This is a genomic window from Pseudomonas sp. LD120, assembly GCF_009861525.1.
GTDB lineage: Bacteria > Pseudomonadota > Gammaproteobacteria > Pseudomonadales > Pseudomonadaceae > Aquipseudomonas.
Map to the genome: position 1 here is coordinate 166,420 of NZ_WVHL01000001.1, position 12,313 is coordinate 178,732.

The following is a 12,313-nucleotide window of genomic DNA, read 5'->3' on the forward strand; positions in this document are numbered from 1 at the left end:
CCTTAATCAAACCTGCGCGATCCACTTGCGATGGGTATGGATCGACATCAACACCCCAAACGCTGACAGTAGCGTCACCAACGAAGTTCCTCCGTAGCTAATAAACGGCAACGGCACCCCCACCACCGGCAACAAGCCACTGACCATACCGATGTTGACGAAAACGTAAACAAAAAACGTCATGGTCAGGCTGCCCGCCAGCAATTTTCCGAACAGCGTCTGGGCCTGAGCAGTGATCACCAAGCCACGCCCGATCAGCAGCAGATAAATCAACAGCAACACGCAAATACCCACCAGACCGAACTCTTCGCCCATGACCGCAATAATGAAGTCGGTGTGGCTCTCCGGCAAAAAGTCCAGGTGCGACTGGGTACCCAGCAACCAGCCTTTGCCAAAGACCCCGCCCGAGCCGATAGCCGCCTTGGACTGGATAATGTTCCACCCCGTGCCCAAAGGATCGCTTTCCGGGTCGAGGAAGGTGAGGATCCGCTGCTTCTGATAGTCATGCATGATGAAAAACCACATGGCGATTGCCACCGGTACCGCAGCCGCCAGCACACTGAGAATCCAGCGCCAGCGCAACCCGCCCATGAACAACACGAAGGTGCCGCCGGCGAGGATCAGCAACGCCGTGCCCAGGTCCGGCTGGCGCACGATCAAGATAAAGGGGATGCCGATCAGTACCAGGCTGATCCCAACATGCTTGAGATGCGGCGGCAACGTGCGCTTGGACAGGTACCAAGCGATGGTCGCCGGCATGATGATCTTCATGAATTCAGACGGTTGGAAGCGGACCACCCCGGGAATGTTGATCCAACGGGTCGCCCCCATGGCGTTATGCCCCATGACATCCACCACCACCAGCAGTACCACGCCAAACACATAGGCCAGCGGTACCCAGCGCGCCATGAATCGCGGCTCGAACTGCGCGATGACGATCATCGACACCAGGCCGATACCGAAAGAGGTCGCCTGCTTGGCCAACAGATCCCAGCTCTTGCCACTGGCCGAATACAAAACGAACAGGCTGCCAGCGGCCAGGGTCAGCAGCAGGATCAGCAGGGGGCCGTCGATATGCAGGCGTTGCAATAGCGTCGCACGACGCCGCATTACGTCCTCGCTGGAGAGGATGCGGTCAAACTTACTCTTCACGGGCCGGAGCCTCCGCGCTGGTAGGGCTGGCAAACTCGGGTTTGAGCAGGCCATCCGGGCCGAGAAGCCAGGCATCCATCACCTGACGCACCACTGGGGCCGCGACACCGGAGCCCGACTCACCGTTCTCGACCATTACCGACACCACGATCTTCGGGTTTTCCGCCGGGGCAAAAGCGACAAACAAGGCGTGGTCGCGGTGTCGCTCCTGAACCTTGGAGCGGTCGTACCTCTCACCCTGCTTGATCGCCACCACCTGAGCGGTACCGCTCTTGCCGGCGATGCGATATTGCGCGCCGATCGCCGCCTTGCGCGCAGTACCACGGGCGCCGTGCATCACCTGTTGCATACCGTGATTGACCTTCATCCAGTCAGCCGGATCACGCAGGACGATGTCCGGCATCGGATTGTGATCCACCGGCTTCTCGCCTTCGATGCTCTTGGCCAGGTGCGGACGATTCCAGCGCCCCTTGCTGGCCACCAACGCCGTCGCTTGGGCCAATTGCAGCGGAGTGGCCTGCATGTAGCCCTGACCGATCCCCAGAATCAGGGTTTCCCCCGGGAACCAGGCCTGGCGCCGGGTGGCGCGCTTCCACTCGCGGGTCGGCATCAAACCAGACGACTCTTCGAACATATCCAGGGAGACTTTTTGACCGATACCGAACTTGCTCATGTAAGACGAGAGCCGGTCGATCCCCAGCTTGTGGGCCAGGTCATAGAAATAGGTGTCGTTGGAACGCATGATCGCGGTGTCCAAGTCAACATAACCGTCGCCACTCCGGTTCCAGTTACGGTACTTGTGGTCGTAGTTGGGCAATTGGTAGTAACCCGGGTCATAGACGCGGCTCGCTGCCGTGATCACACCAGCGTCCAGCCCGGCAATGGCCACGGCGGGCTTAATGGTCGACCCCGGCGGATACAGGCCGCGCAGCACTCGATTGAACAGCGGCCGATCAATGGAATCACGCAGCTCGGCATAAGCCTTGAAACTGATGCCAGTAACAAACAGGTTGGGGTCGAAGCTCGGCTGGCTGACCATTGCCAGGACCTCACCGGTATTCGGGTCCAGCGCCACCACCGCTCCACGGCGTCCGCCCAGGGCCAGCTCCGCCGCTTCCTGCAATTTGATATCGAGGCTCAGGACAATGTCCTTGCCCGGAATCGGGTCAGTACGCTTGAGCACGCGCAGCACGCGGCCGCGGGCGTTGGTCTCAACTTCTTCGTAACCGACCTGGCCATGCAGTTCCGGCTCGTAGAAACGCTCGATGCCGGTCTTGCCAATATGGTGAGTACCGCTGTAGTTCACCGGGTCCAGGGACTTCAGCTCTTTCTCGTTGATCCGCCCCATGTACCCCACCGAGTGGGCAAAATGCGCACCCTGAGGGTAATGTCGGACCAACTGCGCGACCACTTCCACCCCGGGCAAACGGAACTGATTCACCGCAATTCGAGCAATCTGCTCTTCCGTCAGCTCAAACAGGATCGGCACCGGCTCGAATGGCCGCCGCCCCTGTCTCATGCGTTTTTCGAACAATGCCCGGTCTTCAGGGGTCAGCTCCAGCACCTCGACAATCACATCGAGCACCTGCCGCCAGTCGCCGGAGCGCTCACGGGTCATGCTCAGACTGAAGCTGGGCCGGTTGTCGGCCACCACTACCCCGTTACGGTCGAAAATCAACCCACGAGTCGGGGGAATCGGCTGCACGTGAACCCGGTTATTTTCCGAGAGTGTGGAGTGATACTCATACTGGATCACCTGCAGGTAATACAGACGGGCAATCAGTACCCCAAACATGCAGGCCACCATAATGACGCCGAACACGACCCGGCCACGCACCAGACGGGCGTCTTTTTCGTGGTCCTTGATACGGATCGGCTGGGACATTAGGGGCGCGGGCTACTTGTGGTAAGGGTGCCCGGACAGCACGGTCCAGGCGCGATACAGCTGTTCACCGATGAGAATCCGCACCAGCGGGTGCGGCAAGGTCAACGGCGATAGCGACCAGCGCTGATCCGCGCGCGCACACACTTCCGGCGCCAGCCCTTCCGGGCCGCCAACCATGAAGTTCACCGTGCGCGAATCGAGGCGCCAGCGGTCCAGCTCCACCGCCAGTTGCTCGGTGCTCCAAGGCTTGCCATGCACCTCAAGGGTGACGATGCGCTCGTTGTGCCCGACCTTGGCCAACATGGCTTCGCCTTCCTGACGGATGAAGCGAGCCACATCGGCGTTCTTGCCCCGAGTGTTAAGCGGTATTTCCACCAGTTCCAGCGCCAGCTCGGATGGCAGACGCTTGGCATATTCATGCCACCCCTCTTCCACCCACTTGGGCATGCGTGAACCGACAGCGATCAGACGCAGGCGCACAGCGGTCCCTTATTGCTGGTCTTTATTGAGCTTGGTGAAGTGCTCGTGACCGTGCTCAGGGCTGTGGTGCTTGCCATCAGCGGCGCGGCTCTGCTCAGCACCTTGCCACAGACGCTCGAGGTCATAGAACTGACGAGCCGAGGCGGTCATCATGTGCACGATCACATCGTCCAGGTCCAACAGCACCCAGTCGCTGTCGCCCTTGCCTTCTTCACCGAGTGGACGCACGCCCTGGGCCTTGACCATTTCGCGGACCTTTTCCAGCATCGCGCCGATCTGGCGGTTGGAGGTACCGGTGGCGATGATCATGTAGTCAGTGATGCTCTGCTTGTCGCGAACATCGATCACCAGGACGTCCAGGGCCTTGACGTCTTCCAGCGCGGCGACAGCCACTTTGACCAGATCTTCGCCTTTCATTACTTGGTTAGTCATATAAAACTCGTTCAGCTCGTATGTTTGGAGCGCCGCTCAGCACAGGCCGGCAGCGTTCCTTCAGTTCGGCGCACGGTAAAGCCCGTGTGCATCGATGTAGGCCAGGACCGCGTCAGGCACCAGGAAACGTACCGACTTACCGCTGGCCAGCAGTTGACGGATCTGGGTGGCGGACACCGCAAGCGGCGTCTGCCAGACGAATGCAATGTGTCCCCCCGGCCCTTGCAGGGCCAGCGGGTCGCTCACCGAGCGCGCCGCCAGCAGGTTGCGCAAGGCATCCGGCGGTTCGCTATCGGCATCCGGGCGTTGCAACACCAGGATGTGGCAATGCTGGAGTAATTCTTCCCAACGATGCCAGGTGGGCAGGCCGCAAAACGCGTCCCAGCCCAGTAACAGAAACAACTGGTCATCCGCGGCCAACTCGGCCCGCATCTGTTCCAGGGTGTCGAGGGTGTAGGACGGTTTGTCCCGCTTCAGCTCGCGGTCATCCACCACCAAGGGAGAGACGCCCGCCACCGCACATTCGACCATCGCCAGACGATCGAGCGCCGACACCTGTGGTGTATCCCGATGCGGCGGCCTGGCACTGGGGGTCAGCCGCAGCTCGTCGAGTTGCATGGATTCCGCCACCTCCAGCGCGCCACGCAAGTGGCCGATATGCACTGGATCGAAGGTGCCGCCCAGCAAACCGATACGTTTACCCATCAAGTGCGCACGTGACCGTCGCCAAAGACCACGTACTTCTCGCTGGTCAGGCCTTCCAGGCCCACCGGGCCGCGGGCATGCAGCTTGTCGGTGGAGATGCCGATCTCAGCGCCAAGACCGTACTCGAAACCGTCGGCAAAGCGCGTCGAGGCATTGACCATGACCGAACTGGAGTCCACTTCGTTGAGGAAGCGCCGGGCATCACTGAAGTTCTCGGTGACGATCGAGTCGGTATGGTGCGAACCGTAGGTGTTGATGTGCTCGATGGCCTGCTCCAGGCTGTCCAGCACCCGGATCGAGAGGATCGGCGCGGTGTATTCGGTGCGCCAGTCTTCTTCGGTGGCTTGCAGCACGTCGCCCCCCAGGATCGCGCGGGTTTGCGCGCAGCCGCGCAGTTCGACACCCTTGTCGCGATAGATCGCGGCCAGCGGCGGCAATACACGCTCGGCAATGGCGGCATGAACCAGCAGGGTTTCCATGGTGTTGCACGGGGCGTAGCGCTGGGTCTTGGCGTTGTCGGCAATGCGGATCGCCTTGTCCAGGTCCGCCGCCACATCGATATACACGTGGCAGACGCCGTCCAGGTGCTTGATCACCGGCACCTTGGCGTCACGGCTGACCCGCTCGATCAGGCTCTTGCCGCCACGGGGCACGATCACGTCGACGAATTCGGGCATGGTGATCAACGCCCCCACCGCTGCGCGATCGGTGGTTTCCACCACCTGCACCACGTGGGGCGGCAGATCGGCCGCCGCCAGGCCCTGCTGAATGCAGGTGGCGATGGCACGGTTGGAGTGAATCGCCTCGGAGCCGCCGCGCAGGATGGTGGCATTGCCCGACTTCAGGCACAGGCTGGCGGCATCGATGGTCACGTTCGGACGGGACTCATAGATGATGCCGATCACCCCCAGGGGCACGCGCATCTTGCCCACCTGGATGCCCGAAGGCAGGTAGCGCATATCGCGAATTTCACCGATGGGGTCAGGCAGCTTGGCCACCTGACGCAGGCCTTCGATCATCTCGTCGATACGGGCGGGCGTCAGCGCCAGACGATCCAGCAAAGCCGGTTCCAGACCATTGGCCCGGCCGTTGGCCAGGTCCTGCTCGTTGGCCGCAGTCAGCTCCGGTCGAGCTGCGTCCAACGCATCGGCAGCCGCCAGCAGTGCACGGTTCTTCTGCGCGGTGGTGGCACGGGCGATCACCCGGGAAGCTTGGCGGGCAGCGCAACCCAAACGGGTCATGTAGTCAAGAACGGACTCAGTCATGGTCTGGTGTGGTCTTGGCAAAGAGGAAAGCGGCTGATTATAGCTGTCGCGCCCGCCCACGGACAGCGGTCACGGGCGGATGGTCGAAATGGAGTGTAAATACTCGTGCTTCAGCCTGAATTAAGCCTGGAGTTGTTACCATTACGTCTCTTTTTCCGCCATCGCCCGTCACCATCATGTCCCTTCTGCCCTCCGCGAAACGGCCTAACGCCCTGCCTGACAGCTTTTTCGACCGTGATGCTCAACGCCTGGCCCGCGAACTGCTGGGCAAAGTCATTCGCCATAAAGTAGGCGAGCGGTGGTTGTCCGCGCGGATTATTGAAACCGAAGCCTATTACTGCGAGGAAAAAGGCAGCCATGCCTCCCTCGGCTATACAGAAAAACGTAAGGCTTTGTTTCTGGACGGCGGGCATATCTATATGTACTACGCCCGTGGCGGCGACTCGCTGAACTTCAGCGCCCAAGGCCCCGGCAACGCGGTACTGATCAAGTCCGCCTACCCGTGGACCGACAAACTCTCCGGCCCGGCCAGCCTGGCGCAAATGCAGCTGAACAACCCGGACGCCAGCGGCCATCCACGCCCGCCGCAAAAGCTCTGCGCCGGCCAGACCCTGCTGTGCAAGGCCATGGGCCTTAAAGTCCCGAATTGGGATGCAAAACGTTTCGATCATGAGGCCCTGTTCGTCGAAGACGTTGGCACCGTTGTGCCGCAGATAATCCAGACCACTCGCCTGGGCATCCCCCACGGGCGCGACGAACACCTGATGTACCGCTTCGTCGACGCCGCCTACGCGCCCTACTGCACACGGAACCCGCTGCGCCGCGGCCAGGTCGAAGGCCGCGACTATCTGATCCTCGACTGACACCGCGACCCCCACACCTCGTCGAAAAACAATGATGGAGTTGAATTTATGGGCCCATGGCTCGACAGCATGACCGCCTGGCTGACCACCCACCCACAATGGCTGGCCGCTGCCGTATTTGTCGTGGCGTGTGTGGAATGCCTGGCCATTGCCGGCCTGATCGTTCCGGGCACGGTGCTGCTGTTCACCATTGCCGTCCTGGCTGGCAATGGCGCGCTATCACTGGGCGAAACCCTGCTGCTGGGCTTCTTCGGTGGCGTGCTGGGGGATGTGATGTCGTACCTGCTGGGGCGGCGCTTCCACCAAAATATCCGCCGCCTGCCGGGACTGCGCCATCATCCGGAATGGCTCAACGGCGCCGAAACCTACTTCCAACGCTACGGCATCGTCAGCCTGTTGGTAGGACGTTTCATCGGCCCGTTGCGCCCGATGCTGCCCATGGTCGCCGGGATGTTCGACATGCCCTTTGTGCGCTTCTTCGCCGTCAGCCTGCTGGCGGCAGCGGGCTGGTCGCTGGCCTATATTTTGCCGGGCTGGGCCACCGGCGCAGCCATTCGCTTGCCACTCCCAGAAGGATTCTGGCCCCAGGCCGGCGTGGTGATGGGCAGCCTGGCAGTGCTGATCGGCTTGAGTATCAACAGCAGCCTGCGCGGCCATCGCCAGGCGACCTTGCTGATGTCCGGCTTGAGCCTGCTGATGTTGTCCGGACTGTTTATCGGCTATCCGTACCTGAGCCAATTCGACCAGGGCTTGATCGCCCTGGTGCAAGAACATCGAAATCCGGATCTGGACAGGATCATGGTAATGATCACCCAGATCGGCGAGTTTCGCGCCATGTTCATCATCAGCGCCGCGTTGACCTTATTCTTGCTGGCACTGCGTCAGTGGCGCCATGCTCTGTTCGCCGGCACGACCCTGATGTGCACAGCCTTGGCCAACACTGGCAGTAAATGGTTTTTCGCCCGGATACGCCCCGAAGTCCTGACCGAGCCGCTCACCAGCTTCAGCATGCCCAGTGGACATTCCTCAGGCTCATTTGCTTTGTTTCTGACCCTGGCGGTGCTAGCCGGACGCGGCCAACCGCTACGCATGCGCCTGACCTGGCTGCTGCTGGGCTGCTTGCCCGCGGCATCGATCGCCGTATCACGGGTGTACCTGGGGGCTCACTGGCCCACTGACATTCTTGCCGGAGCCATGCTCGCCGCTTGTATCTGCGCAGCCAGCCTGAGCTTGATCCAGCGACACACTCCGCTGCAGCCCATGCCCGCCAAGGCATGGTGGCTGTTACTGCCGACGATGCTGTTCATTTGCAGCTTCATGGCCATGCGGCATCTGCCACATGCGCTGACGCGCTACGCCTATTAAGGCGTAGCCACACCTGTCGGCTCAGGCGAATAGCTCGCCCTGCAGCTCATCCAGTAATTGCTGGATCGCGTCCAGGCGCTGCTGCGGATCGTTCAACTGCAACAGATCGAGCTTATCCAACTCGGAAAAAGGCAGCAGATAGGCCAGCTGATTGGCCAGGGACAACTGCCCTGAGGCCTCGCCGCCCATGTCCAGAGCCTCGACCATCGGGTGTTCGGCCAGGGCCTTGAGCAGTGCAATCAGGTCGCCATCCTCGTCCTGCAATGGTTGCTCGGCTGCCTCTTCCAGCCACTGGACCTCAGCCACCGTCAGCAGGTCTTTCTGCACCTCGCTGCTGAGTACACGAAAACGTCGTCCCCCCTTGACTCTGATTCCCAGCAGCCCGTTGTCCTGCTGGTGAAAGTCGGTGATCAGCGCCTCGCAGCCCAGCAGCGCGTGAGCTGTAGCAGCGGTGCCAGCTTCCTCGCCCTGAAGAATGCACACCACGCCAAAACCACTGCCCTGCTTCATGCAGCGGCCGATCATGTCCAGGTAACGCGCCTCGAAAATCTGCAGATCGAGGATGCAATCGGGGAACAGCACCGTATTAAGAGGGAAAAGCGCCAGGCTCATACATCTATCCTTAAACCAGCAAAGACACCGCCAACGGCAGCAGTACCGCCGTGGCCACGCCCATCAGACTCATTGCCAGCGCCGCGAAAGCGCCGCACTCCTCACTTTCCTGAAGCGCCACCGAAGTGCCCACCGCATGAGCGGTCATGCCCAAGGCCATGCCCCGCGCCTCGGGTCCATGAACCCCAAGTCGATTGAGAATACCAGGACCAAAAATCGCCCCAATCACACCGGTGATCAAAACGAACACTGCCGCCAGCGCCGCGACTCCACCGATCTGCTCGGCCACCAACATGGCGATGGGCGAGGTCACCGACTTGGGCGCCATGGTCATGAGCATCATGGGCTCGGCGCCGAACCACCACCCCAAGAGCACCACCAGGCTGGTGGCCAATCCCCCACCCACCACCAGCGTAGTCAATATCGGCCAGAACAATTGGCGGATGCGTCGCAGATTGAGGTACAGCGGCACCGCCAACGCCACCGTGGCCGGGCCCAACAGAATGCTCAGGATCTCCGTGCTTTTCCGGTACTCGGCGTAACTCAGCCCACAGCCGAGCAGCACACCAATGACCAACAACATGGACACCAGCACCGGCTGCAGGAACATCCAGCGGGTCTTCTCGAACGCGGCGAGCACCAGTTGATAAGCGCCAAGCGTGATGCCAATGCCAAACAGGGGATGATGAATGACCGCCGCCCAGGCGCCCTGCCAATCTAAGTTCATTGGCTGTCCTCCCTACCCGCCTGACGCCTCACCAGGCGCTGCATCAGCACGCCGACAAAGGCCATGGAGATCACCAGCGACAGCACCAGCGCACCAGCGATGGCCCAGAAATCCGCAGCAATATCCCGGGCATAAACCATTACCCCAACAGCCGGCGGCACCAACAACAGCGGCAAGTAACGCAACAAGCTGCTGGCAGCCAGGTTCAACGGTTCGCCGACCTCACCGCGCACCACCAGAAAAACCAGCATCAGCAACAGGCCGATAATCGGGCCGGGAAGCACGGGCAACACCAGGTGATTGAGTGCCGTCCCGAGTAATTGGAACAGCACCAGCCAAGTCAAACCGCGTAACAACATACCGCCTCTCCCGCCAGATCCCATGGCGCATTATAAGCACGCAGGCGCTATGAACCGGCATTCGCCATAAGCATGGATGTTTACCGGGAAGGATCACCATGATGATCTAAAGTGGAAGTTTCGGATCGCACAAGAATGCGCCCAATACTAAAAAATCGTTGAACCAAGGAGAGTCTCAATGCCCTATGTTCCTGTTGCAGAGCTCAAAGATTATGTCGGGAAGGAACTCGGATGTTCCGAATGGCTCACCATTGACCAGGAGCGTATCAACCTGTTTGCCGAAGCCACCGGCGACTTTCAGTTCATTCACGTCGACCCGGTCAAAGCGGCAAAAACCCCCTTTGGCAGCACCATCGCTCACGGTTTCCTGACCCTCTCGCTGATCCCCAAACTGATGGAAGACATCCTCGTATTGCCCGAAGGCCTGAAGATGGTGGTCAACTATGGACTGGACAGCGTGCGCTTCATCCAGCCGGTGAAAGTCGACTCCAAAGTGCGTCTCAAAGTCGAGCTGACAGAAGTCACCGAGAAGAAACCCGGCCAATGGCTGCTCAAGGCCACCGCCACCCTGGAAATCGACGGCCAGGAAAAACCCGCTTATATCGCCGAGCCTCTTTCGCTCTGCTTCGTCTGAATGTTCCCTGATGCGAAACAGCTCACGCTGTTTCGCTCAACCTCTCTATATATAAGTCACACCGCTACGGCATACTCGGTCCCCTAATTATTCGGAACCTGATATGCGCCCACTTGCACCCTTGGTTTTGGCCCTCTTACTCAGCGCCTGTGGCGACGGCGAATCGCTGTTGCCGCCCGATGCTCGCCTGCCGGACGGTGGGCGTTATCGTGGCGATCTGGTCGACGGGCTGCTGCAAGGGCAGGGACGCATCGATTACCCCAATGGCAGTTGGTATGCCGGTCAGTTCGACAAGGGTCAGTGGCATGGTCAAGGGGAATGGCACGGCAGCAACGGCGAGGCCTATCGTGGCCAGTTCCAGCAAGGGCTGTTCCACGGACAGGGCACCCTGACCACCAAGGACAGCCACTACAGCGGCGGCTTCAAATTCGGCCGCCGGGACGGCGAAGGCACCCTCAAGGAAGACGGCATGCTCTACCGCGGCGAGTTCAAGGCCGATCTCTACTCGGGCTTGGGGCACCTGGAACTGGACGACGGTAGCCAGTACCAGGGGCAGTTCGCCAAAGGCAAGCCCAATGGCGAAGGCCAGCGCAGCGATGCCAGCGGCAATCAATTCACCGGGCACTTCGTCAACGGCCAACTGGAAGGCACTGGCACCTTCAACAGTGCTGAAGGCGATATCTACGTCGGCGGCTTCAAACACAACCAGCTCAACGGCAAGGGCCGCTACGAAAATGCCGACGGCGACGTATGGATCGGCCAATTCAAGGACGGCGCCCTGGGCGGCAAAGGCGAGTTGATCGGAGCCGACGGCAGCCATTATGTCGGCACCTTCAGCGACTGGCGCTTCAGCGGCGAAGGCCGTCTGAATCTCAGTGACGGCAGCTTCTACATCGGTGGTTTCGACAGCGACAACTATCAGGGCCACGGTGTATTGGTGTTGCGTGACGGCACTGTGCAAAGCGGTGAGTGGGAGAACGGCCTGCGTGTGCGCGACGCTGACGGCAGGTTGCTACCCGATCCACTGGAAACCGCCTTGCTGGTCCAGGGGCCTCTGCTCAAGGAGGCCCTCGATGCCGTGCCCGCGTCCACCCCGGCCATCGAGCTGTACAGCCTGACCCTGGCTGGCGACGGCAAGCAAAGCGTGTTCTTGCGTGAAGCCGACTACGTCAGCAATATGCTCGCCAGTCGCTTCGGCGCTTACGGCCAGATCCGCCTGGTCAATCACCGCGACCACATGATGAACCGGCCCATGGCCACCCGGGAAAACCTGCATCGCGCTGCGGTGACGCTGGCCGAACGCACCGGGCCTGAAGACCTGGTATTCATCTACCTCACCAGTCATGGCAGCAGCACCCACGAACTGGTGCTTGACCAACCGCGCCTGGAACTGGCGGACCTACCCACCGACCAACTGGCCAGCGCGCTGGACCCGCTGAAAAATCGCGACAAGATCATCGTCATCTCGTCGTGCTATTCCGGAGGCTTCATCCCGGCACTCAAGGACCAGCGCACCCTGATCATGACCGCCTCCAAGGCCGACCGAGTGTCTTTTGGTTGCTCGGAAGAAGCCGACTTCACCTACTTTGGCGATGCCCTGTTCGCCCAGGCCCTGAACCAGACCGACGACCTGGAGCATGCATTCAAACTCGCCAGGGCGACCGTGGCTGAACGCGAACAGGCCGACAACTTCGAAGCCTCGGAGCCCCAGATATGGGCACCTAAAGGTGTCATTGCGCACTGGCAACAATTGCGTAAGCAGCAGGCACGAAAAGCGCTGCAAAGTGTCTCTATAGGCAGCAAGGAAACACAGAGCAACTAAGCTGAAACTGTA

The 12,313-nt window shown here is 60.6% G+C and carries 13 protein-coding genes; 4 read left to right on the plus strand and 9 right to left on the minus strand.

Annotated features, from left to right (window positions below):
- Window positions 1-6 precede the first annotated feature (6 nt).
- From rodA to PLD_RS00845, 6 genes are read right to left on the minus strand one after another with little or no spacing between them, the layout of a single operon-like run.
- Window positions 7-1,110 carry a rod shape-determining protein RodA gene (gene rodA / locus PLD_RS00820; RefSeq protein WP_178116108.1) on the minus strand — a complete coding sequence of 368 codons (1,104 nt, stop codon included), beginning with the start codon at window positions 1,108-1,110 and terminating at the stop codon, window positions 7-9.
- 31 nt (window positions 1,111-1,141) lie between these two features.
- Window positions 1,142-3,037, minus strand: a complete 1,896-nt coding sequence (gene mrdA, locus PLD_RS00825; protein ID WP_159888984.1) for a penicillin-binding protein 2 — start codon at window positions 3,035-3,037, stop codon at window positions 1,142-1,144.
- Window positions 3,038-3,049: 12 nt separating this feature from the next.
- Window positions 3,050-3,517: a 23S rRNA (pseudouridine(1915)-N(3))-methyltransferase RlmH gene (gene rlmH, locus PLD_RS00830; RefSeq protein WP_011063671.1), complete on the minus strand. Its 468-nt coding sequence runs from the start codon at window positions 3,515-3,517 to the stop codon at window positions 3,050-3,052.
- Window positions 3,518-3,526: 9 nt separating this feature from the next.
- Complete coding sequence (rsfS, locus tag PLD_RS00835) at window positions 3,527-3,949, minus strand: ribosome silencing factor (RefSeq protein WP_159888985.1); 423 nt, start codon at window positions 3,947-3,949, stop codon at window positions 3,527-3,529.
- A 60-nt stretch (window positions 3,950-4,009) separates the two neighbouring features.
- The gene (gene nadD / locus PLD_RS00840; RefSeq protein ID WP_159888987.1) at window positions 4,010-4,654 is read right to left on the minus strand and encodes a nicotinate-nucleotide adenylyltransferase; all 645 of its coding nucleotides are present in this window, start codon (window positions 4,652-4,654) and stop codon (window positions 4,010-4,012) included.
- Window positions 4,654-5,919 carry a glutamate-5-semialdehyde dehydrogenase gene (locus PLD_RS00845; protein ID WP_159888989.1) on the minus strand — a complete coding sequence of 422 codons (1,266 nt, stop codon included), beginning with the start codon at window positions 5,917-5,919 and terminating at the stop codon, window positions 4,654-4,656. The genes nadD and PLD_RS00845 overlap by 1 nt, the downstream gene beginning before the upstream one ends.
- A 176-nt stretch (window positions 5,920-6,095) precedes the next feature.
- Between PLD_RS00845 and PLD_RS00850 the strand changes: the two genes are divergently transcribed.
- Both PLD_RS00850 and PLD_RS00855 read left to right on the plus strand, forming a co-directional pair.
- Window positions 6,096-6,782 carry a DNA-3-methyladenine glycosylase gene (locus PLD_RS00850; RefSeq protein ID WP_159888991.1) on the plus strand — a complete coding sequence of 229 codons (687 nt, stop codon included), beginning with the start codon at window positions 6,096-6,098 and terminating at the stop codon, window positions 6,780-6,782.
- A 48-nt stretch (window positions 6,783-6,830) separates the two neighbouring features.
- Window positions 6,831-8,147: a bifunctional DedA family/phosphatase PAP2 family protein gene (locus PLD_RS00855; RefSeq protein WP_159888993.1), complete on the plus strand. Its 1,317-nt coding sequence runs from the start codon at window positions 6,831-6,833 to the stop codon at window positions 8,145-8,147.
- A gap of 21 nt (window positions 8,148-8,168) precedes the next feature.
- On the opposite strand, the gene PLD_RS00860 is transcribed toward PLD_RS00855, so the two are convergent.
- Genes PLD_RS00860 through PLD_RS00870 form a run of 3 tightly spaced genes read right to left on the minus strand, consistent with a single transcriptional unit; the run spans window position 8,169 to window position 9,845 of the window.
- Complete coding sequence (locus tag PLD_RS00860; protein WP_159888995.1) at window positions 8,169-8,759, minus strand: LON peptidase substrate-binding domain-containing protein; 591 nt, start codon at window positions 8,757-8,759, stop codon at window positions 8,169-8,171.
- 10 nt (window positions 8,760-8,769) lie between these two features.
- A complete protein-coding gene (locus PLD_RS00865) occupies window positions 8,770-9,486 on the minus strand; it encodes an LrgB family protein (protein WP_159888997.1) in 717 nt (238 codons plus the stop codon).
- Window positions 9,483-9,845, minus strand: a complete 363-nt coding sequence (locus PLD_RS00870; RefSeq protein WP_159888999.1) for a CidA/LrgA family protein — start codon at window positions 9,843-9,845, stop codon at window positions 9,483-9,485. Before PLD_RS00870 ends, PLD_RS00865 begins: the two co-directional genes overlap by 4 nt.
- A gap of 178 nt (window positions 9,846-10,023) precedes the next feature.
- On the opposite strand from PLD_RS00870, the gene PLD_RS00875 reads away from it, so the two are divergent.
- Together PLD_RS00875 and PLD_RS00880 are read left to right on the plus strand one after the other, a co-directional pair.
- On the plus strand, window positions 10,024-10,479 hold the full coding sequence (locus PLD_RS00875) for a MaoC family dehydratase (RefSeq protein WP_159889001.1): 456 nt from the start codon (window positions 10,024-10,026) through the stop codon (window positions 10,477-10,479).
- Between the two features lie 103 nt (window positions 10,480-10,582).
- Window positions 10,583-12,301 (plus strand): C13 family peptidase, encoded by a 1,719-nt coding sequence (locus PLD_RS00880; RefSeq protein WP_159889003.1) that lies wholly within the window; start codon window positions 10,583-10,585, stop codon window positions 12,299-12,301.
- Window positions 12,302-12,313: the final 12 nt, after the last annotated feature.

What these genes read in the sequence shown, in the direction of transcription:
- rodA (WP_178116108.1), bottom strand. Translation starts at nt 1,110, where the DNA reads ATGCGGCGTCGTGCGACGCTATTGCAACGCCTGCATATCGACGGCCCC.
- mrdA (WP_159888984.1), bottom strand. Translation starts at nt 3,037, where the DNA reads ATGTCCCAGCCGATCCGTATCAAGGACCACGAAAAAGACGCCCGTCTG.
- rsfS (WP_159888985.1), bottom strand. Translation starts at nt 3,949, where the DNA reads ATGACTAACCAAGTAATGAAAGGCGAAGATCTGGTCAAAGTGGCTGTC.
- nadD (WP_159888987.1), bottom strand. Translation starts at nt 4,654, where the DNA reads ATGGGTAAACGTATCGGTTTGCTGGGCGGCACCTTCGATCCAGTGCAT.
- PLD_RS00845 (WP_159888989.1), bottom strand. Translation starts at nt 5,919, where the DNA reads ATGACTGAGTCCGTTCTTGACTACATGACCCGTTTGGGTTGCGCTGCC.
- PLD_RS00850 (WP_159888991.1), top strand. Translation starts at nt 6,096, where the DNA reads ATGTCCCTTCTGCCCTCCGCGAAACGGCCTAACGCCCTGCCTGACAGC.
- PLD_RS00855 (WP_159888993.1), top strand. Translation starts at nt 6,831, where the DNA reads ATGGGCCCATGGCTCGACAGCATGACCGCCTGGCTGACCACCCACCCA.
- PLD_RS00860 (WP_159888995.1), bottom strand. Translation starts at nt 8,759, where the DNA reads ATGAGCCTGGCGCTTTTCCCTCTTAATACGGTGCTGTTCCCCGATTGC.
- PLD_RS00865 (WP_159888997.1), bottom strand. Translation starts at nt 9,486, where the DNA reads ATGAACTTAGATTGGCAGGGCGCCTGGGCGGCGGTCATTCATCATCCC.
- PLD_RS00870 (WP_159888999.1), bottom strand. Translation starts at nt 9,845, where the DNA reads ATGTTGTTACGCGGTTTGACTTGGCTGGTGCTGTTCCAATTACTCGGG.
- PLD_RS00875 (WP_159889001.1), top strand. Translation starts at nt 10,024, where the DNA reads ATGCCCTATGTTCCTGTTGCAGAGCTCAAAGATTATGTCGGGAAGGAA.
- PLD_RS00880 (WP_159889003.1), top strand. Translation starts at nt 10,583, where the DNA reads ATGCGCCCACTTGCACCCTTGGTTTTGGCCCTCTTACTCAGCGCCTGT.